Origin of the sequence: Bacillus sp. RB3 (assembly GCF_030164735.1) — a bacterium.
Lineage (GTDB): Bacteria > Bacillota > Bacilli > Bacillales > Bacillaceae_G > Bacillus_A > Bacillus_A cereus.
Window position 1 is genome coordinate 25,582 of sequence record NZ_JASNGE010000009.1, and the last position, 21,703, is coordinate 47,284.

Sequence of the window (21,703 nt, forward strand, 5' to 3'; positions counted from 1 at the left end):
ATTTCATTTACTTGAAGTGGTTTTTATTTTTTCTAAATAAAGGAGAATAAAGATGGAGACAGTAAGTAAAGTATTAGAACAAATGAATCAATACGTGTGGGGATTACCAACTTTGTTGCTACTCGTTGGAACAGGTATCATTCTCACAGTGCGTTTAAAGGGTTTACAGTTTAGTAAACTATTATACGCTCACAAACTAGCATTTAAAAAATCAGAAGATACCTCTTCTTCTGGAGATATTAGTCACTTCCAAGCACTTATGACAGCTATGGCCGCAACGATTGGTATGGGAAATATAGCCGGTGTTGCAACAGCTGTTACAATTGGTGGTCCTGGTGCAATATTTTGGATGTGGATTACCGCTTTATTCGGTATGGCAACAAAGTATGCCGAGGCAATACTTGCAGTGAAATACCGTGTTAGTAATGAAAATGGTGAATATTCAGGTGGACCAATGTATTATTTAGAGCGTGGTTTAGGTAAGAAATGGCTGGCAGTATTATTCGCTATATTCGGCACAACTGCTTCTTTCGGTATTGGTAATATGGTGCAATCTAACTCAGTTGCAGAGGCAATGCGAATTAATTTCTCTTTCCCTCCTGCTTTAACTGGTATAGTAATGTCATTTTTAATCGCAATTGTTATTTTAGGCGGTGTAAAAAAAATTGGGAAAGTGACGGGATATGTCGTTCCTATTAAAGCTTTCTTTTATATAATTGCTGGTCTTATAATTATTTTCTATCACTACGACCAAATTCCAGAAGCATTTTCACTTATTTTTTCTGGTGCATTTAATGGTACAGCAGCTGCTGGTGGTTTTATTGGGGCAACAGTTGCATCAGCTATCCAAATCGGAATGGCGCGTGGTGTATTTGCGAACGAAGCTGGTTTAGGAAGTGCACCTATTGCCGCGGCGGCTGCAAAAACTGATTCGCCTGCAAAGCAAGCTTTAGTTTCAATGACTGGTACTTTTCTAGATACGTTTATTGTATGTACAATTACAGGACTAGTATTAATTACTACAGGTGCTTGGAAATCTGGTAAAACTGGCGTTGAAGCTACAACACTTGCATTCCAATCTGTATTTGGTACTGCTGGTAGTATGATTCTCGGTATCGCAATTATTTTATTTGCCTACTCTACTATTTTAGGTTGGTCGTATTATGGAGAAAAATGTGTAGCTTATTTATTCGGAGAAAGTGCAGTTAAATATTATAAAGCAATCTTTATTGTCATGATTGCAATTGGTGCTAATTTAAAGCTAGGAATCGTATGGACATTTGCTGATATTGCAAATGGACTTATGGCAATTCCAAACTTGATTGGTCTAATTGGATTAAGTAGTATTGTTGTTGCTGAAACGAATCGCTTTTTACAAGCAGAGAAATTGAAAGAAAATAATAAAAAACAGGCAAGTTAATCTATGAAAAAAGGAATGACTCATACATGATGAGCATTCCTTTTTTCATCCCCTCTTTTACTTAATTACTATCATTAAAAATATATTTATATCAATATTTACTCCTTTTTATTCCTTCAAAAGTTTTTCACATAAATGTCATAAATCGTATGGTCTAACTATATAGTTGAAAAGGAATGCGACATTAAGGTGTCACTGAAAAACTCATCCAAGAAAAGGGAGGAAAAATCTTTTGAAAAACAAAATCATCGTTTTCCTATCTGTTTTGTCATTTATTATTGGTGGTTTCTTCTTTAACACGAATACTTCAAGCGCTGAAGCATCATCTACTGATTACGTTCCTAACCAATTAATCGTTAAGTTCAAACAAAATGCATCTTTAAGTAATGTGCAATCTTTTCATAAATCTGTCGGAGCTAATGTCTTATCTAAAGATGATAAGTTAGGTTTTGAAGTCGTACAATTTTCAAAAGGTACTGTAAAAGAAAAAATAAAGAGCTATAAAAATAATCCAGATGTGGAATATGCAGAACCGAATTATTACGTTCACGCCTTTTGGACTCCAAACGACCCATATTTTAATAATCAATACGGGTTACAAAAGATTCAAGCTCCACAAGCTTGGGATAGCCAACGAAGTGATCCTGGTGTAAAAGTAGCTATTATTGATACAGGGGTTCAAGGCTCACACCCTGATCTGGCTTCGAAAGTAATTTACGGGCATGATTATGTTGATAACGACAATACATCTGATGATGGTAATGGTCATGGTACACATTGCGCTGGAATTACTGGAGCACTTACGAATAACAGCGTCGGAATTGCTGGTGTTGCCCCACAAACTTCAATTTATGCTGTCCGCGTATTAGATAATCAAGGAAGTGGTACTCTTGATGCTGTAGCGCAAGGTATTCGAGAAGCTGCTGATTCGGGTGCAAAAGTAATTAGTTTAAGTTTAGGAGCTCCAAATGGTGGTACTGCATTACAACAAGCCGTTCAATATGCATGGAATAAAGGCTCTGTTATAGTTGCAGCTGCTGGAAATGCTGGAAATACAAAAGCTAATTACCCTGCTTATTACAGCGAAGTAATTGCAGTTGCTTCTACAGATCAATCAGATAGAAAATCTTCATTCTCTACTTATGGTAGCTGGGTAGATGTTGCAGCACCAGGTTCAAATATATATTCAACATATAAAGGAAGCACGTATCAATCATTAAGTGGTACATCTATGGCAACACCTCATGTTGCAGGAGTCGCAGCTCTTTTAGCAAATCAAGGATATAGCAATACGCAAATCCGCCAAATTATTGAGTCTACTACTGATAAAATTAGTGGTACAGGTACGTACTGGAAAAACGGTAGAGTCAATGCATATAAGGCTGTACAATACGCTAAGCAATTACAAGAAAATAAAGCTTCTTAAGAAAACTTTAATCAGTCGATCTACCATGAATGCAGAATAAAATAGAAGGAGAGACTTCTATAATTAAAGCCTCTCCTTCTTACAAACTATATTACTCTCCCTGCTTTTTAACCATATGTAAATACAGTACAAAATCCATCATTGTCGATGAATGACCAAGTTGACGAATCATCGCTGTTATATTTCCTCTATGATATGTACCATGATTTACGACATGTTGCACTAATTCTAAAATCGAAGTTTCTAATTTCCCTACGTATGGATTCTCAATAACAAATACAGCATTCACATCTTGTATTGTAATTAAAAACTCTTTATATTGATTTGCCATGTTTTCAAACATTTTTTCTAATTCATGTAACGATTTAGTTTCAATTTGTTTTCGTAAATCTTCTCGGTCTTGTATTGCTTCATTCATACTTTTACCATGCAATATATGTAACCACACTTGATCTGTAATATAAATATGCACAAAAGTATCCTTAATGGATGGGAATACACTCTGTATCTGCTCATTAAAAATTGTCTCATAGTTTGGTAACTCTTTTAATCGATTGAATAATCTAGTATTAGCCCAAGCATGATAATCACACTGTTTTAATATATACTCTTTCAATTTATATTACCTCCTTATTGTATGAAACGAATGGTTTGTTTCTTCATTTCTGATTCTCTATCAGCCTTTGCAATCCCTTTTTCTTTCATTTCATGCTTATTTATCGTTTTATATTTTACATACGTATAAAATTCCGTTTGAAATGGAAATGGTGTAATCCGAATTGTTTCCTCGTCCACCCATTGAGCTTGAATAAGTTTCTCCTCTTTACTATTGAACATTTCTGTTCCTTCAAAACCATCTTTAAATAAGTCAATTTCATCTTTCTTTTTGACACCAGGCTTATTCATACATACGTATAAAGAAAGTTCATCACAAAACTTTAATAATCTATAATGCTTATCGAACATCGCAAACTGCTCCTTTGTTAACGTTTTCAAAATTCTTTTTTGTCGTTCTAATTCATGTTTATAAAATGACATCATCTCTTCATCTTCCTCGTTTAGTGGAAATGATAAAAAATGTTTACTACAAAGCAATGCCCCGTATGGATTAGAATTTTCAATTTCATTCAATCCAATCGTATAAAAAACAAAACGTAATGGGCTTGGACAATCCATAAATGTATATGGAATATTTTTAGCATCATTCAAAATTGGTACTTTATCAAGCTCTATCCATCCTCTGTCATGCTCATATATTGCATCAACTGTTTCTTTTAAATATGTTTTATCTTCAAAAAAGTCTTCTTTTATATGCTTTGCAATCTCTCCAGCTAAAAAACCATGATCATGTTGACGAATTAAAATACTTTCCTTCTCATTTTTTTCACGAAAAATCATTCGTATACTCCCCCTCATCCTCATATTAAAGCTTTTTATATGCATCGATTCTTAATTAATCCCTAAATAATAGAAGGGATTCAGTCTCTTGCAACGAAATTAACATAATTATATAGTATTCTTTCTAATCATAGTGATAGCTTTATCTTTACTATCTATTATACTAAAACATTCATTCCAAAAATTTTTTTATGAGGTGAAAACATGAACAAAACAGAATTAATTAAAAACGTAGCTCAATCAGCTGATATTTCTCAAAAGGACGCTTCTGCAGCTGTACAATCCGTATTTGACACAATTGCTAATGCATTACAATCTGGAGATAAAGTTCAACTAATCGGGTTTGGAACTTTTGAAGTACGCGAAAGATCTGCTCGTACAGGACGTAATCCGCAAACTGGCGAAGAAATTCAAATCGCCGCTGGTAAAGTTCCTGCATTTAAAGCGGGTAAAGAATTAAAAGAAGCTGTTAAATAAAAACAAGAAACCAGCCATTTTATAGGCTGGTTTCTTGTTTTTATTTAAGCAATTGCTTTATATTCTCTGCATGATACACTTCACAAATATAAAATACACATTTGCAGTTACTTACAATTTGATACTTTCTAGTTGGATACACATTCGCTGTAACAGAACATCCATCAAACAATTCAATAATATTTCCAGATGGCTGATATCCTTCATATAATACGTTTCTTCTTACTTCCATCTTTTCTATGAGCTTTTCAACAGGAATATTTCCACTCTCTAATTCACTCTTTATTGCGTCCGGTAAAAACGAAGTGTCTGCAAAAATTAGATTTTCAGATAACACCTTTCCTTTATAACTAACATTAGATACACGGTAAAGAAATGTTCCATCTTTATCAAAGAAATTCTTTGCTTCTTTCGGAATGTACTGTCTACCAAGTGCCTCTTGTTCAAGAACATCAAACTGAACTGTATCATTTAAAAGCTTTTCTAAAGCATGAATGGATGATGTATCTCCAGAAAATAAAATATTTTTAATTGCTTGTACATTATAAGTGAATTCATTCTTTCTATTTTCCGCTACTAACATGAGGAACACCTCTTCTGTAATTTTTTTATTTAAGATTTAAAAGTGCTACCGCGTCTAATTGCGTAATTTCAGTCACTTCCTTACTGAATATTGCAACAGAAGCCCTATAATCTAAACTAGGCCTTACATCTTCCATCATTGTATTACTTGCTAACTCTTGTCTATCCTTAAAAACCAACAAGTTTGGAGGATCATTTGGAGCTGATACTGTAATATGTACTGGTGGAATCATTAGTCCTTCACCTGTCGCTTTCAGCACCGCTTCTTTTCGAGTCCAATATGTTAAAAAACCTTCTATTTTCTGTTCATTTGGCAGTTTCATAACTTGCGCTATTTCAATGTCTGTTAATACACCTTCTGCCATTTTCATAACATCTATACTTGGATTCATTTGTTCTACATCTATGCCAACAGGTGCAGATTTTGTAAATGCAACGACAACCCACTCACCTGAATGCGAAACGGATAATTGCGGCATACCTTCTGGTAATTGTGGTCTTCCATGCTGCAATTTACATACTGAGCACATTCGATCAATTGGTACTTGGACTGGTGACATAGAAAGTATCTTGCCGAGAACTAATCTACTTATTACGCAACCTATTATAAAACGAGCTCGATCTGCCGAATGATGATACGAATTTGCTTTCTCTCGCTCTATATCATTTAGTAAATTGTAATGCCATGATTGTAAATCCGAAATTCTTGCCCACCATATTTGACAATCATTCTCATTCAAAGTTGGAATAGAATCTACAACTTTACTTTCTATCATGTAAACTCTCCTTTATTCAACGAATATCAATTTTCATAAAAAAGCATACGTATATTGTTATTCATTGACAAGTACTTTCTCTTTTTCTGATACAGATAATGTTTTTTCTTTCTTCTTTGACATTACCTCTTTATCGGAAATACGTAAAGAAAATAGTAGTGCTATGAGCAAAAATATTGCTGACCCAATTAATGCTGCTTGATATGGTAAAAAATCGGATTGAACGTTATTACCTCCAAAACCAGCTAGTATACTAGCTAAAACCGCTACTCCTATTGCTGAACCTAGTCGATTTTGCACATTGAATATAGTAGTCGCTCTCCCCATAGAAGGCGGCGTGATATTGTTAAAGGCAGAAAATTGAACCGCACCGACAGATTGACCTAAGAAAATACCGATACCAAACAATAATGCCCGGATTTGCCACGGATTCGTATCGTGATTTACAAAACTCAATAAAACAAATATAACCGCCGTACATATTAATCCAATAGAAATTACCTTTCGAGCTCCTAATTTCTTATATGACCATGGTACAATTTGTGAAGAAATCATTAATCCAATCGCCTCTGGAAATGTCGTAAGTCCTGATTCCAGTGCAGAAACTCCTATCACATTTTGATACATAAGAGGAAAAACAAATAACATTCCTAATAAACCAGCTGATGAAAATAATGATATAATGCTCATCTTTCTAAAGACTGGTTCTTTTAATAAGCGTAAATCTAACATCGGTTGCTTTACTTTCAGTTCTACAATTATAAACAATGTAATGAATACAACCCCAGCTATCCCAGTACTCATAATTTCTGGAGAAATCCACCCTTTTGATGGTCCCTGGCTGAGTGCATATATGAGCATCGCAAATCCTGGTGCTGATAAAATAAAGCCGCGCGAATCAAAGCGACCAGCTGATTTTTCAACATGTTCTGCTAAAAATAGAAGTCCAAATAGCAATGCAACGATTCCAAACGGTAGATTAATATAAAATGCCCAACGCCAAGACATTTGATCTACAAAGAAACCACCGATGATAGGACCAATTGCTGGTGCTACAGCAATTGGAAGTATAATGAACCGGGAAATCTTCGGTCTTTCCTCGGGTGAAAATGTTCGAAATAACATCGCCATTCCAACCGGTGTTAAAAGCCCTCCGCCAGCACCTTGAATAATACGGAAAATATTCAATGAAGTAATATCGTTAGCCATTCCGCATAAAGCAGATGCAATTGTAAATACGAAAAGAGCAATTAAAAATACTCTTTTCGTACCAAAACGATCTCCTAACCAACCAGAAATCGGAAGGAAAACAGCTAAACTAACTAAATATCCAACATTCACCGTCCCCATTGCAGATGGAGGTACTTGTAGTTCTCTACTTATCGTTTGCAGTGCTACATTTACAATCGTTGCGTCCATCGCAGCCATAAACATCGCAGTTATATAAACGATACTTACAACTACTTTTGGATTTAGTTTTTCTTTCATTATCGTTTTCCTACTAATGTTTTTTCGCGAACTTGATTACCTTGTGGATTCAAATCTTTCCAGTTATATTCAACATATTCTAAGCAACTCTGCCTACTAGCTTCTTCATATACGACATTCCAGCCAATAGGTACATCGAGAAAAGCAGGCCAGAGAGAATACTGGCCCTCCTCATTTATTAATACTTTATATGTGTAATTATCATTTTCAAATGGATTCGTCATACTCTACTTACCCCTTTCTTATTCTGCAAATATTTCGCTAATACTTGTCCAATTTCCGTAAGTGGACCTGGCTGACATAGATCTTTATGTCTACAATCAATATCGTGCTGCACAATTTGCCCATCTAAATAATTTAGCCACGTATTTGGAGAAATAGGATCAAACCAGTCTGGTATAACAGTAGATCTAAAGAATAAGATATCTCCGTTATAAACTTTCGGTACATATTTCCCTAACAACCCTACTGAATTTACATATGTTTCTTTCAAGTTCAATATAGTCTCTTCTTCAAGACTTGCTAATGCACTTCCATCTTTACGAAGGATTTCAACTGCACTTTCCATTGTAAGTGGTTTACCATCCATGTTATCTGGGTCATATCCGCCTAAAGCAAGTAATGCGATTAACGCTTCCTCTTCAGTAGGCGCTTCCGTATTCGGTAAGAAGTGTCCAGGATAAGAATCAAGCATAACGAGTAATTCTACTTCTTCCCCTTCATTTTGTAATTGCGCTGCCATTGCATGCACAACATTTCCTCCAAGCGACCAACCTAATAAACGATATGGTCCATGAGGCTGTACTTCACGAACGTGTTTCAAGTAATCCGCCGCCATCTCCTCTAAACTTTTTGGAAGTTCTTCATTTTTAGCGATACCACGTGCTTGTACACCATAGATTGGATAATCTGTTCCTAAAGATTTCATAAGTCCTGCATAGCACCAACTTAATCCACCTGCTGGATGTACACAAAATAGTGGTAATTGATCCCCGCTTGCTCGTAATGGAAGCAACACATCAAGTGCACTTTGACCATTCCCCATCTCAAGTCTTTCAGCTAACCCTGCAACAGTCGGTGCTGCAAATAAAGTGCCAATATTTAGTTCCACTCCAAGCGCCTCTTTCATGCGGCTCATAAGCTGCACTGCAAGGAGTGAATGGCCACCAAGATCAAAGAATCCGTCATCAATTCCAATTTGAGGTACACTTAGCACTTCTGTAAACAAGTCACATAACATTTCTTCTTGCGGTGTTCTTGGACCACGACTAGAAGATGATGCGATAAATTCTGGAGCTGGCAATGCCTTTCTATCTAATTTACCGTTTGGAGTTAAAGGTAACTCATTTACTACTACAAAAGCGTATGGAACCATATAATCTGGTAAACTACCACTAGCAAACTGACGCATTTCATTCGTATCAATCGCTTCATTATTTGATGCAACGATATAGGAAACTAACCGTTTATCCCCTGGTTGATCTTCCCGTACAATAACGGCTACTTGCTCAACTTTAGGGTGCTTCATTATGACTGCTTCTATTTCTCCTAATTCAATTCGGAATCCACGAATTTTTATTTGATGATCTGCACGTCCTATATAATCTAGCGTCCCATCTTTACGCCAGCGAGCTAAGTCTCCTGTACGATACATTCTTGTACCTGGCTTTCCAAATGGATCTGCGATAAAGCGTTCAGCCGTTAATCCTGCTCTTCCTAAATATCCACGCGCAAGCCCTGCACCTGCAACATACATTTCTCCAACTACTCCAGGTGGCACTGGTTGTAAATAGTTGTCTAACACATACACTTTAAGGTCAGGTATACTGCACCCAATTAAACTATTTGCTCGTAAAGAGACGATAGTTTCATCTAATTCAATATAACTAACATGTACTGTCGTCTCCGTAATACCGTACATATTAATAAGCTTTGGTGCGTTATGAGGATGTCGACTATACCAATCTTCTAAGCGACTTAGCTCAAGTGCTTCTCCTCCAAAAACAACATATCGTAAAGATAATTTTTGGCCAATCTCTTCATTTTCACGATCTGCTTGCATCAATTGATAGAACGCTGATGGAGTTTGGTTTAAAACCGTAACCTTTTCTTTAACAAGAAGCTGTAAAAATTCTTTCGGTGAGCGACTTACAGTATGTGGCACTACAACTAAACGCCCTCCGTATAATAAAGGTCCCCAAATTTCCCAAACCGAGAAATCAAAAGCGTATGAATGGAACATCGTCCAAACATCGTTTCCGTCAAACTGGAACCAATGATCAGTTGCTCCTAAAAGTCTTACTACATTTTGATGAGGTATCATAACGCCTTTCGGTCTACCCGTTGAGCCTGACGTATAAATAACGTAAGCAATATGTGATGGAGATAATGGCTTAATGCGTTCCACTTCATCAATATTTTCTCCACTATATTTCTCAACTTCTGCTATTACTTTTACATCATCAACTAAAACTTTTAGTGCCTCATCACATTCAATTTCCACTTCTGAATTCGTTAAAACACATGTTGGTTTCGCATCGTGTAGCATAAATGAAATACGGTCTGCTGGGTAATCTGGATCTAACGGAAGGTATCCAGCACCAGCTTTAAGAACAGCTAATAAGCTTACAACCATGTTTAATGATCTTGGCATCGCTAAAGCAACGAGTTGATCAGGACCAATCCCTTTTGCTATTAGGAATCGAGCTATTTTATTTGCTTTTCTATTTAACTCTTCATAAGTTAATTTCTTATCTTCAAAGACAACAGCAATAGAATTTGGATTTATATGAACCTGCTTTTCAAACAATTGTGGCAATGTCATTTCTGGTGCAATTTGAAAACCACCATTCCACTTTTCTAACACTGTATTTTTCTCTGCTACAGTTAATATTTCTAATCTGCCAATTGATTGATCCGGATTTGTAGCTGCATCATCTAATAACAAAATGAATCGTTCTATTAGTTTTTGAACCGTTTCACGTTTATATAAATCGGTACTAAACTCTAGTAATCCATGTAAACCGTTCGGAGTACCATCAACCCCGTTACTCTCACTAATTTCAAATGTTAAATCAAATTTTGCAGAACCGACGCTTTGAATTTCAAGGCTCGCTTCTAAACCTGGTACATGAAACGTTGCTTCTGGTGTATTTTGAAAAGCTAACATAACTTGAAACAACGGGTGGCTGTTTCGAGTACGTACTGGATTTAACACTTCAACAAGCCTTTCAAATGGAACATCTTGATTTTCATAAGCTGCAAGATTTACCTGCTTCACTCTATTTAATAATTCTTTAAAACTTGGATCTCCTGACGTATTTGTACGTAACACTAATGTATTTACAAATAAACCAACAATATCTGAAAGTACATCATCATTTCTTCCAGCAATCGGACTTCCAATTGGTATATCAGTGCCTGCACCTAATCTTGTAAATAGTGCACTAAGCCCTGCTTGCAATACCATAAACAAACTAGCTCCATTTTCACGTGCAAGCTCTACTAACCTACTATGCATACCTTCATCTATATGAAAATGAATTGTTTCCCCGCGGTAACTCGTCTCAATTGGACGCTGGAAATCTGTAGGTAACTCCATTTGGTCTGGTAAACCTTTAAGTTCTTCTTTCCAAAAATCTAATTGTGTTGAAATAAGACTCTCTGGTGTCGTTTCATCACCTAGCAATTGCTGTTGCCAAAGTGCATAATCTGCGTATTGAACGGGAAGTGACTCCAGCTGAATTCTGTCACCTTGACATCGCGCTTTATACGCCACTGTAAAGTCTCTCGTTAACGGCTGTAATGACCAGCCATCACCTACAATATGATGTAATAAAATTAATAATACATGTTCGTTTTCACTCACTGTAAAAAGTTGCAAACGAACTGCCGGCTCAAAATCGAGGTTAAAGCTATATCTTACCGCCTCTGAAAGTACACTTTCTAATTCATCTTTACATGTATTAGTTATAACCATTTCTAGATTTAAGTTTTCCATATCTAAAATTTTCTGATAGGAACTACCTAATACGTTAGGGAAAATTGTTCTAAGTGTTTCATGTTTCTCAACTACATCATAAAAAGCACCTTGTAATGCTTCCCGATTCAATATTCCATTCATACGAATGACTAGCGGAATATTATAAGTAGGACTTGGACCTTCTAAACAATTTAAGAACCATAACCTGCGCTGTGCAAATGAAAGTGGAACTTCATTTGGCCTACTTGCTTTCTGAATAGCTGGTCTTGCGCTTTTTGCATGGTTTAATTGTTTCGCCAGTTCGGCAACAGTTGGTGATTCAAATAGTTTCCCAATTCCTAATTCCACACTTAACGTTTCACGAATTCTTGCCATTAAACGAGATGCGAGAAGTGAATGTCCACCCATTTCAAAGAAATTATCATCAATGCTAATTCGAGAAACACCAAGTACTTCTGCAAATAAATCACATAATATTTCTTCTTTCGGATTTCTAGCAACTCTCTCGTTGTTCATTCCATTAAAATCAGGAGCAGGTAATTTCTTTCTGTCAACCTTACCATTTGGCGTTAATGGTAATTCTTCTAGCACAACAAATGCCGATGGTATCATATAATTCGCTAAACTTTCTGAAACATAAGAACGAATTTCTGAAAGATTAATCAGTTCCTTTTCTTCTGCAACGATATACGCAATGATGCGTTTATCATTTGGACGATCTTCTCGTACCATTACTACCGCTTGTTGAATATTTTCATGTCGTTGTAATACCGTTTCAATTTCAGCTAATTCAATTCGGAATCCACGAATTTTAATTTGATGATCTGCGCGACTAATGTACTCTAACGCACCATCACTACGCCATTTCACAAGATCTCCTGTACGGTACATGCGCTTCCCTGATTCTCCATAAGGATTTGCAACAAACCGTTCAGCTGTTAACTCAGGTTTTCCTAAATATCCGCTTGCAAGTCCCTCCCCTGCAATATATAATTCCCCAATAACTTCAGGTGGAACTGGTTGTAACCCTGCATCCAATACATACACTTCTGTATTGGAAATTGGCTTTCCAATAGGAGGTATACCCTTTTCACCTTCATCAATGTTCATGAAAGTAGACCAAATCGTCGTTTCAGTTGGTCCATATAAATTAGTTATTGAGCAACCTAATTCTTTTAATTTATTTGCTAAATGCGCTGGAAGAGCTTCACCACCAACAAGTATATTTAGCCCTTGTAGCTTCTCTGGATAATCAATTACTAACGCCTGCCAAAGCGTCGGTGTAGCCTGCATAATGGTCACTCTTTCTTCTTGTAAAAGTGTCGTTAATGCCGATGGCTCTTGTATGTCTTCTTTTTGCGCAATTGTTAAACTTGCACCACTAATAAGAGGTAAATAAATTTCTAGAGCAGAAATATCAAACGCAAACGTTGTAACTGCTAATAAATGATCATTTTCATTTAATGAAAACTTTTGTTGCATAGCCATTAAAAAGTTACTTAAACCTCTCATAGGAATAATTACACCTTTTGGGTTTCCTGTTGAGCCTGAAGTATATATTGTATAGGCTGGGTTTAAAAGTGATACATCATTCTTACATGCTATATTCATACGAGAATATGTATGTAACGCTAGTTTCGTTTCTTCTTCATCTAATACAATTTTTTTCATATCATTTTCTATAACTAACTTAGATGAAACAGATGAATGTGTTATGATACAAACTGGTTTTGCATCATTTACTATATAATTAATTCTTTCTGCTGGGTATTCTGGATCTATTGGTAAATACGCTGCACCAGCCTTTAAGACTGCTAGCATACTAACTACCATTTCTATTGATCTAGGGAATACTAAAGCTACAAACTGGTTTGGTCGTATTCCTTCTTCTACTAAATAATGTGCTAGTTCATTCGCTCGTTCATTTAGCTCTTTATACGTAAGGTTTACACCGTCACAAGTAATGGCTAGTTTATTGGGATTTTTTTGCACTTGTTTTTCAAATGATATAGACAGACTGATTAACTCATCGTCTTCCTTCGTTTCATTCCATTCCAATAAAACTTTATGATTTTCTTCAGGCAGAGTAATGTTTATTTTTCCAATCGACTCGTTTTTCTCATAATTATTTACTACTAATTCAAATAGACTCATAAATCTTTCTTTATGCAATGCTAGCTCCGCGCCATTATATACTTCAGGATTTGCATCAAAATGAATCATTAGCTCATTTTGATCAAAACGTTTATATACATTTATTGATAAATCATCGACAGGTCCTGCTGATAAATTATGCGTAATACCACGATTTCCAGCAAAATTTAGCCCGTAATCAAAAGGCATAACATTCACTAACGGTCCAAACAACCTTTGATTTTCACCTAGTAACTTTAAGTCTCTTCTTAATTCCTCATGACGGTATTTATAATGGCGACGTACATCTCGGATTTCTTTAGAAACTTGCTGCAATAATTCCGCAAGAGTTATATTTGGAGTTACTGTAATACGAAGTGGCACTAAATTCATTACCATACTTGGTGTATGAATAGATACCGAACCTAGACGTCCCATCATCGGTAAACCTAAAACAATATCATTTGCACCTGTTAACTTATGCATATAAATACTTGTTACAGCGACAATGAATTCCGGCCAACTTGTTAACGAAATATTGATATCTTCTAATAAAGTTTTCGTGCTAGAACTAGATAAATAAGCTGTTTCTCGTGAAAATCCATTTGATGTTCTCGGTGCTCGCTCTGCCAAGCTTACAACTTCTGGTTCATCCGCAAATTTTTCTAACCAAAAAGTACGATCTTCCTGAAATTTTTTAGACTCACGATACTCAATATCTTCTTGCACGACTTTTGTAAGAGAACCAAACGGCTTTTCATTCTTGTTTGTTTCTTCTATAAGTGATGTATACTCATTCGCCACTTTTTGGCTAAGAAGTGAAAATCCATAGCCATCCATCACAATGTGATGGATGCGCTGATACCAAAAGAAACGATTATTTTCAACTTGAATAAGTGCTTCAGTAAATAAAGTATCTTTTTTCAAATCGACTGGCATAGATAAATCATTTTTCATCCATACTTTAGCAGCTTCTTCAGGGTTTTCTTCTTTCCGAACGTCAATAAAATGCATATGAAACTGTGATTCTTCAATAACTTGCCATGGGCCAATTTCATCCTCTTCGAAGCGAACGTGAAGTGCTTCTGCTTCCATTACAACTTTACGTACAGCTAATTCAAAAATGTCTTGATGAATATTCCCGTTTATTTCTACATATTCCCCAGTATTATATATCGGATTAAGCGGATCTAATTGTTGCGCAAACCACATACCAGACTGCGCAGATGATAACGAATGACGAATCTTTTGACTGTTAGGCATTCTTTACTACCCCTTTATTATGTAGTCTATTTGTTACAGCACCTGTGCTGTTTGTGAAGATAGTAAACTGTACCAACCTGCAACAGTTGGACGTTCTGCTAAATGTGCAAAAGTGATTTCTTTCCCTTCACGACGCCACTTCTCTACTAAACTCATAATTCTGACCGAATCAAGCCCTCTATTTAATAAGTCCTCATCAATATCAATACTCTCTACTGGCTCACGAAGTAGTTGTGCAACTAGTTCATGCACTTCCTGTATAGTGATTCCTTCACTCTCATCATCTTTTACACTTTGTAAATCGTTTAGCAGTAGGTTTGTTGATGTCGTTACTGCACATCTATTAGATGCATACTCCAATGCTTGTTTATGATGCTCTAGTGAAAAATCAGCAACTGCATCTGCTACAAAGAACGGCTCTATACCATCCATAAATGCTTCACAAGCTGTTAAAAGACAGCCAATATGCGCATAAATACCGCAAATAATGAGTTGATCTTTTCCTTGTTCATTTAAAATTTCTAATAGATTTGTCTTTTTAAATGCACTATATCTCCATTTTGTGAGGAATATATCATCCTCATCAGGAGTAAGTTCATCAACAATTTTCTTTTTATCTGGTCCAGCAGGTATACCGTCACCCCAAAAGTCTTGTAATAAACCTCGTTGTTCTAACGTTTGCCCACCAGGTTGTGCTGTATAAACAACTGGTATACCAAGTTCCTTACATTTTTCTCTTATCATTTTTATATTTGAAATAAGTTCTACTTTTGGTGATTCTTTATCGCTATATGCATCAAGAAAATATTCTTGCATGTCATGAATTAAAAGTACTGCACGTTTCGGATCTGGTGTCCAATTCACTTTATTTTTTGGTAGTTCTGATTCAATTGGCATTTTATATACTGAAATAGATGGGATAGCCATCTAATCACTTCCTTCCGGTTTTTATTATTGTTTTACTGTAATAAGCTTTTCAGCAATGACTTTACGTAGTTCTTTTTTGCTGACTTTTCCGACTCCTGTTTGCGGGAATGCTTCAATAAATTCAATTCGATCTGGAATTTTATAAGCCGCTATACCACGTTCTCTTAAAAACATTTTTAATTCACTTACTGCTGGAACTTGTCCGCGAGCTATAACAAAAGCACAGGTGCGTTCACCTAAATAATCGTCAGGCATAGATACAATTGCTACGTCATGGACCGCATCGTGTGCTAATAGATGATTTTCAACTTCTTCCGCAGCAACTTTCTCACCACCGCGGTTAATTTGATCTTTATCTCTTCCTTCTACAATGATGTATCCTTGTTCATTTACTTTTACAAGATCACCTGTGCGATAAAATCCATCCTTTGTAAATGATCGTGCATTATGCTCTTCGGCTTTATAGTAACCACGAATTGTATATGGACCTCTTGTTAATAAACTACCTACTTCGCCAGGTTGTACATCGTTGTCATTTTCATCAACAACTCGTACTTCATCGAGTGCAGACATTGGTCTACCTTGTGTATAAATAATAAATTCTTCCGGATCATCTAATCTTGTATAGTTCACTAATCCTTCCGCCATACCGAACACTTGCTGTAACGTACATCCAAATGTAGGACGTATACGTTTTGCAACCTCAGCGCTAAACTTAGCACCACCTACTTGAATAACCTCTAGGCTTGATAAATCGGCATTACGAGAAGATGCAGCATCAAGCCAAATCATTGCTAATGGCGGAACGAGCGCTGTAATTGTAACTTTTTCTTTTTCGATAAGAGCAAAGGCCTCATCTGGACTACCACCAGTTGCCAATACCACTTTTCCACCCGCATAGAAAGTTCCAAATGTCCCTGGAGAACTCATTGGGTAATTGTGTGCTACTGGAAGAACTGCCATATAGACGCTTTCTGCATTCAAATTACAAATTTCAGCGCTAACACGTAAACTATAAATATAGTCATCATGTGTTCTAGGAATTAATTTAGAAAGACCTGTTGTGCCTCCTGATAATTGGAGAAATGCAACATCACTTGGCTGAACTTCTGGTAATGAGACGGGATCCATATACAGATCATTTATGTTCACAAACTCTTCTTCTTCTCCCACTACAATTACATGTTGTAAAGTTGGCACTTTCTCTTTCACTTCTCTTGCTAATTTTCGATAATCAAAACCGAGAGCCTTATCTGAAATAACGTAAGCGCTCGCCTCGCCAAACTCACAAAAATAACTAATTTCACTGCTTCGATGTGAAGGTAGTGCAAAGACAGGAAGCGCTCCAATTCGAAATAGTGCAAAACATATTTCGAAAAACTCGATAATGTTAGGTAACTGGATTACAACTCTGTCCTCTTTCTTTATTCCTAAATTCAGTAAACCTGCTGCTAAACGATCTACCTTTTTATTAAGTTCACTATATGTTATATGCTTCTTACCACTTACAACCGCGATTCGATCTCCATATTTCTCAACCCGCTCTCTTAACACTCCTCCAAATGTTTCACCAAGCCAACATCCTGCTTCTCGGTAACGATCGGCAAATTCTTTTGGCCATTCTGTATAACCTACTAGCATTCTTTCTTCCCCCTATTTTTCATTAAGTGAACTATCTCTTAACCCTAAAGCTTTTAGCATTGTTTGGAACTTAGCTGATGTTTCTGCTAACTCATCTTCTGGTTTTGACTCAGCAACAACTCCAGCTCCTGCATATAAACGAAGTGTATTTTCTTGTACTTCAGCACAACGAATTGTAACAATCCATTCTCCATCTCCATTTAAATCGCTCCATCCTAGCATTCCTGTAAAGAACTCGCGGTCAAATGGCTCAATATGCTGTATAGCTTCTCTTGCTTTTTCCATCGGAGTTCCGCAAACTGCTGGCGTAGGATGAAGGGCAATTGCTAATTGTAAAGAAGAAGTATTTGGATCCTTAAGTTCACCTTTCACTTCTGTAGACAAATGCCACATCGCTTCACTATGAATAACTGATGGCTTTTCTGGAACATGTAATGTATGACAATACGGACGAAGTGCAGCGGCAACCGCTTCAACTACTACCGCATGTTCATGTAAATCTTTTGGCGAAGAAAGTAATTCCTCTGCTCTTCTTTTATCTTCTACTGGGTCCTCACTACGTGGCCTTGAACCAGCTAACGGGTTAGAAATAACTTGCATACCATTACGTGAAACAAGTAATTCAGGGCTTGCTCCAATTAGCGTCTTACTGTTCTCTTTTTCATCTTTCGGTAAATTTACAGCAAATGTATAACCATGCTTATTATGCTCTGCTAATTCTCGCAGAAGTTTTTGCTTATCAATCTTTTCGGAAGATTTAACATCTAACGATCTGGATAGAACGATTTTCTTTAAATCACCGTCCTGTATTTTTTCAATTCCTTGCTTCACACCATTCATATAAACTTCAGGGTCTGGCACTGGTGTCATTTCAAATGTTACATTCTCATTTGTTTCAAGCTGATTTGTTGTATCCAATTGTAAACGCTCAGAAATTCTGCTATATTCTGGTACGATGAGTTGGACTTCTTTTCTACGATCAAATGGCAAAGCACCCACAACGATAGGATTTGGATTTCCAGCTTGTTTCGCATTACTTAATGTCGCTTGCACAAGCTCTGGGAAACTTTCAATTTCACGATGCTTTACTGTAGTAAACTCTCCTTCTGCTAATATCGTTCGAGTTGGTGAAGCGAAAAAGAATGAAGATTCAGTCTTATAATCTTCTAAAAGTTTTTCTGACAATTCCTTTACAGCTATATGTTCATTCATAATATAATAACCTCCTGAATTTTTATTAAACTCCTAACGTAGCACCGCCATCAACACATAAATTGTGCATTGTAATATGACTTGCTCTATCTGAGGCTAAAAATAACACTGCTTCAGCAACTTCTGAAGGTTGTGCAATTTTTTGTAATGGAATTCCAAGTCTATATGTATTTTGAGAACCAGCAATTATATTTTTAGCTCCATTCTCATCAGCCCATAGTAATCTTTGCATCTCAGTTTCAGTAGAACCTGGAGAAACTAAGTTGCAGCGTATATTGTATGCCGCAAGCTCTAGTCCTAAACATTTCATAAACATCGTCGTTGCGGCCTTTGACGCAGCATACGCAGCCATCTCCATTCTTGGCGTATTTGCCGCATTTGAACCGACTGTAACAATTGCCCCCGATTTTCTTAACATCATATTTTTACTTACCGCTCGGGACATATTGAAAACCCCTGTAGTATTTACAGAGAATGTTTTATTCCAATCTTCATCACTTAACGAATGAATTGGTCCCATACGTAAAACACCTGCAACATTTATTAAAATATCTATTGGCGCTATTTCATTTGCAATATGATTTACCATGTCTTCAACAGCGGCGCTATCACTCACATCTAAACGAAACGTTTTCATACGTTTCATACGTGTATTGTTTAATTCATTTTGATTTAAGAGTACATTTAACCCCTCTTCATTTTGATCAACCGCAATAACTGTGGCTCCTCTTTCTAAAAACATTTTGGCAACGACACTGCCTATGCCTTGTGCTGCACCTGTTACTAAAACTGTTTTCCCATCAAATTCCCCTAAGTTCATTTTCTCTATCCTTTCACATAAACATTAATTTCATTAAGTAACACCGATGATATTGATTTTCATTATCAGTTGTGTTGTAAAAAATAATACACTTACTAAACTAATTGGTCAAGTGCGCATTACTTTAAAATCCATTTTATTGATAATGTTTTTCATTTACCATCTTACACCGAAATGATAATGTTTCTCAATAAACTTGTCAATCTTTTTTTATTTTTCAGATAAACCATTTTAATGCTTCTTAATAAAATCATATGTAAACGCATTAAAAGTACTTATATTATAAATAAAATTCAAAGTCCTCTTTTTAAAATTGAAGAAACTAAACTAGAGATACGTTCATTTACAATGCTTTATGAAAAACTCAAGTATATATTTTCTCAATATTTTTCTAAAAATATATCTTACAAATACTAATGAATGTCTTTTTTGTCATTTAAGATTTAATATATATTTTGAATACGATGTATCAATTTATTGTATTTCAATATAATCCAAATAGGCATTTCACTCACTTTTACATCTATGAAAATCATAAAAGTAATTTAACCTTGTTAAAATAACTCATAAAAAAAAAGCATCCTAATTAATAGAATAGGATGCTTTTTCGTAATCATATTGTTATAGAAGATTTATATACTTATGCTACGCTGCGATACTCTTCTTCTTTTTCTTTTTTCTGCTTAGGTGCTTGAATTAAAATTGCGATAATGAATGACACGACACATAATACACCTATTACCATAAACGTTGGTTTGAATCCACCTAGAAGTGCACCGATAAAGGAACCTGCAAGCGCCCCAAATCCAAATCCTTGATACACAATTCCGTAGTTCTTACTATGGTTTTTCATACCGAAGAAATCACCAACAATAGCTGGGAAAATAGTGATATTTCCACCAAAGCAAAACGCTACACTTGCTACACATACGAAGTAAATACCATAATTTAAATCTACAAAACTTAGAACTAAGACTGAACTCGCCATAACAACAAAAGTACCAGTAACGATTTTTAAACGCCCAATTTTATCCGATAACGGTCCTAAAATGATACGACCTAATGTATTGAAGATTGCAACCATAGCCACCGCATTAGCTGCTGTTGCTGCGCTAAGTCCTACAAGTTGAACACCAATGTCTTTTACCATACCAATTAAGTATAAGCCACTCATACATGATGTAAATAACATGATAAATAATAAGTATACTTGTTTTGTGCCTAACATTTCTTTCGTTGTGTATTCCTCAGTTTTTGTTTCATGAACTGCTCCTTGATCTGCAGCTTGATGGATTAAACAAGCACCAATTACAATCATAGCTGTAACAATTAAACCCCAGTATATAAATGCTTGGGATACACCAACTGATTCAATCAACTGTGCGTTAACGTATTTAAAGATTAAGCTACCTGAACCATATGCAGAGACAGAAATACCAGCAATTAAACCTTTACGCTCTGGAAACCACTTTATTAAATTTGATAGTGAAGTGATATATGCTGTACCATCTGCATAACCTACAACAACTCCCGCTAGTACATAAAGTAATATTAGTGAGGATGCTTGTGAACTAAGTATTAATCCTAGTCCTAATGCTAATCCAGCTATCATAATAAGTTTACGAAGTCCCCATTTTTCTTGCAATTTACTCGCAAATAAAGTTGAAAATGCTAAAGAAAGACTAGTAATTGAGAAAGTTATCGCAACAGCGTTAAGACTCCAACCATATTTACTAACTAAAGGCTGATTGAATAAACTCCATGTATATATCGTCCCAAGCCCCATTTGTACTATAACTGTGCCAAGGACAACAAGCCATGGATTAACAGTTGATTTTTTCATACCTTTCCGCCTCCTCTTTCTATTTCAATGCTATTCGCTAAATTTACTTTTTTTATGTTCATTTTGGTCACCTCTTTTGATTTGACACCTTCATTGTATAAGATGTTTTTGTTTATGTAAGCACTTACAAGATAGAGCGTCAAAAACATGGAATCAGTTACAAAAAACGAAGGATGAAATACAAAAAACTACTGATTAAATACAATAGAAAAATTTTTTATACTTCAATCCACCTTATTTTTTATAAAATCACAAATTTTTTTCCAATAAATAAAACTAAATATTCACTAATATATCTATCCGTGGTTTAATATA

15 protein-coding genes are annotated in these 21,703 nt (G+C 35.8%); 3 read left to right on the forward strand and 12 right to left on the reverse strand.

Going from position 1 to position 21,703, the window contains the following annotated elements:
* Nucleotides 1-52: 52 nt before the first annotated feature.
* Both QO049_RS13720 and QO049_RS13725 read left to right on the forward strand, forming a co-directional pair.
* The gene (locus QO049_RS13720) at nucleotides 53-1,420 is read left to right on the forward strand and encodes an alanine/glycine:cation symporter family protein (RefSeq protein WP_046392678.1); all 1,368 of its coding nucleotides are present in this window, start codon (nucleotides 53-55) and stop codon (nucleotides 1,418-1,420) included.
* Nucleotides 1,421-1,652: 232 nt separating this feature from the next.
* Complete coding sequence (locus QO049_RS13725) at nucleotides 1,653-2,846, forward strand: S8 family peptidase (protein WP_000790924.1); 1,194 nt, start codon at nucleotides 1,653-1,655, stop codon at nucleotides 2,844-2,846.
* 91 nt (nucleotides 2,847-2,937) lie between these two features.
* On the opposite strand, the gene QO049_RS13730 is transcribed toward QO049_RS13725, so the two are convergent.
* Together QO049_RS13730 and QO049_RS13735 are read right to left on the reverse strand one after the other, a co-directional pair.
* Nucleotides 2,938-3,462, reverse strand: a complete 525-nt coding sequence (locus QO049_RS13730) for a DinB family protein (RefSeq protein WP_000666155.1) — start codon at nucleotides 3,460-3,462, stop codon at nucleotides 2,938-2,940.
* A 14-nt stretch (nucleotides 3,463-3,476) separates the two neighbouring features.
* The gene (locus QO049_RS13735; protein WP_065704202.1) at nucleotides 3,477-4,244 is read right to left on the reverse strand and encodes a DUF3891 family protein; all 768 of its coding nucleotides are present in this window, start codon (nucleotides 4,242-4,244) and stop codon (nucleotides 3,477-3,479) included.
* Between the two features lie 204 nt (nucleotides 4,245-4,448).
* Between QO049_RS13735 and QO049_RS13740 the strand changes: the two genes are divergently transcribed.
* Complete coding sequence (locus QO049_RS13740) at nucleotides 4,449-4,721, forward strand: HU family DNA-binding protein (protein ID WP_001043905.1); 273 nt, start codon at nucleotides 4,449-4,451, stop codon at nucleotides 4,719-4,721.
* A 40-nt stretch (nucleotides 4,722-4,761) separates the two neighbouring features.
* On the opposite strand, the gene QO049_RS13745 is transcribed toward QO049_RS13740, so the two are convergent.
* The 10 genes from QO049_RS13745 to QO049_RS13790 form a co-directional block, all read right to left on the reverse strand.
* Nucleotides 4,762-5,304 carry a hypothetical protein gene (locus QO049_RS13745; protein WP_000959126.1) on the reverse strand — a complete coding sequence of 181 codons (543 nt, stop codon included), beginning with the start codon at nucleotides 5,302-5,304 and terminating at the stop codon, nucleotides 4,762-4,764.
* A 25-nt stretch (nucleotides 5,305-5,329) separates the two neighbouring features.
* Nucleotides 5,330-6,079, reverse strand: coding sequence for a 4'-phosphopantetheinyl transferase Sfp (gene sfp, locus QO049_RS13750; protein WP_000573000.1), 750 nt, complete (start codon nucleotides 6,077-6,079; stop codon nucleotides 5,330-5,332).
* Between the two features lie 57 nt (nucleotides 6,080-6,136).
* Nucleotides 6,137-7,567, reverse strand: coding sequence for an MDR family MFS transporter (locus QO049_RS13755; protein ID WP_144502058.1), 1,431 nt, complete (start codon nucleotides 7,565-7,567; stop codon nucleotides 6,137-6,139).
* Nucleotides 7,567-7,791, reverse strand: coding sequence for an MbtH family protein (locus QO049_RS13760; protein WP_000184059.1), 225 nt, complete (start codon nucleotides 7,789-7,791; stop codon nucleotides 7,567-7,569). Before QO049_RS13760 ends, QO049_RS13755 begins: the two co-directional genes overlap by 1 nt.
* A complete protein-coding gene (locus tag QO049_RS13765) occupies nucleotides 7,788-14,945 on the reverse strand; it encodes an amino acid adenylation domain-containing protein (protein ID WP_284489300.1) in 7,158 nt (2,385 codons plus the stop codon). Before QO049_RS13765 ends, QO049_RS13760 begins: the two co-directional genes overlap by 4 nt.
* 33 nt (nucleotides 14,946-14,978) lie before the next feature.
* Nucleotides 14,979-15,872: an isochorismatase family protein gene (locus tag QO049_RS13770; RefSeq protein ID WP_001007253.1), complete on the reverse strand. Its 894-nt coding sequence runs from the start codon at nucleotides 15,870-15,872 to the stop codon at nucleotides 14,979-14,981.
* Between the two features lie 24 nt (nucleotides 15,873-15,896).
* Nucleotides 15,897-17,513, reverse strand: coding sequence for a (2,3-dihydroxybenzoyl)adenylate synthase (locus QO049_RS13775; RefSeq protein WP_246962659.1), 1,617 nt, complete (start codon nucleotides 17,511-17,513; stop codon nucleotides 15,897-15,899).
* 12 nt (nucleotides 17,514-17,525) lie between these two features.
* A complete protein-coding gene (gene dhbC, locus QO049_RS13780) occupies nucleotides 17,526-18,725 on the reverse strand; it encodes an isochorismate synthase DhbC (protein ID WP_001002075.1) in 1,200 nt (399 codons plus the stop codon).
* 25 nt (nucleotides 18,726-18,750) lie between these two features.
* A complete protein-coding gene (dhbA, locus tag QO049_RS13785; protein WP_098020703.1) occupies nucleotides 18,751-19,545 on the reverse strand; it encodes a 2,3-dihydro-2,3-dihydroxybenzoate dehydrogenase in 795 nt (264 codons plus the stop codon).
* A gap of 640 nt (nucleotides 19,546-20,185) precedes the next feature.
* Nucleotides 20,186-21,388 (reverse strand): L-lactate MFS transporter, encoded by a 1,203-nt coding sequence (locus QO049_RS13790; RefSeq protein WP_000750126.1) that lies wholly within the window; start codon nucleotides 21,386-21,388, stop codon nucleotides 20,186-20,188.
* Nucleotides 21,389-21,703: the final 315 nt, after the last annotated feature.

Excerpts from the sequence above, each read along its gene's own strand:
- dhbA (WP_098020703.1), bottom strand. The coding sequence starts at position 19,545 with ATGAACTTAGGGGAATTTGATGGGAAAACAGTTTTAGTAACAGGTGCA.
- sfp (WP_000573000.1), bottom strand. The coding sequence starts at position 6,079 with ATGATAGAAAGTAAAGTTGTAGATTCTATTCCAACTTTGAATGAGAAT.
- QO049_RS13765 (WP_284489300.1), bottom strand. The coding sequence starts at position 14,945 with ATGCCTAACAGTCAAAAGATTCGTCATTCGTTATCATCTGCGCAGTCT.
- QO049_RS13775 (WP_246962659.1), bottom strand. The coding sequence starts at position 17,513 with ATGCTAGTAGGTTATACAGAATGGCCAAAAGAATTTGCCGATCGTTAC.
- QO049_RS13760 (WP_000184059.1), bottom strand. The coding sequence starts at position 7,791 with ATGACGAATCCATTTGAAAATGATAATTACACATATAAAGTATTAATA.
- QO049_RS13790 (WP_000750126.1), bottom strand. The coding sequence starts at position 21,388 with ATGAAAAAATCAACTGTTAATCCATGGCTTGTTGTCCTTGGCACAGTT.
- QO049_RS13735 (WP_065704202.1), bottom strand. The coding sequence starts at position 4,244 with ATGATTTTTCGTGAAAAAAATGAGAAGGAAAGTATTTTAATTCGTCAA.
- QO049_RS13745 (WP_000959126.1), bottom strand. The coding sequence starts at position 5,304 with ATGTTAGTAGCGGAAAATAGAAAGAATGAATTCACTTATAATGTACAA.
- QO049_RS13770 (WP_001007253.1), bottom strand. The coding sequence starts at position 15,872 with ATGGCTATCCCATCTATTTCAGTATATAAAATGCCAATTGAATCAGAA.
- QO049_RS13755 (WP_144502058.1), bottom strand. The coding sequence starts at position 7,567 with ATGAAAGAAAAACTAAATCCAAAAGTAGTTGTAAGTATCGTTTATATA.
- dhbC (WP_001002075.1), bottom strand. The coding sequence starts at position 18,725 with ATGAATGAACATATAGCTGTAAAGGAATTGTCAGAAAAACTTTTAGAA.
- QO049_RS13740 (WP_001043905.1), top strand. The coding sequence starts at position 4,449 with ATGAACAAAACAGAATTAATTAAAAACGTAGCTCAATCAGCTGATATT.
- QO049_RS13720 (WP_046392678.1), top strand. The coding sequence starts at position 53 with ATGGAGACAGTAAGTAAAGTATTAGAACAAATGAATCAATACGTGTGG.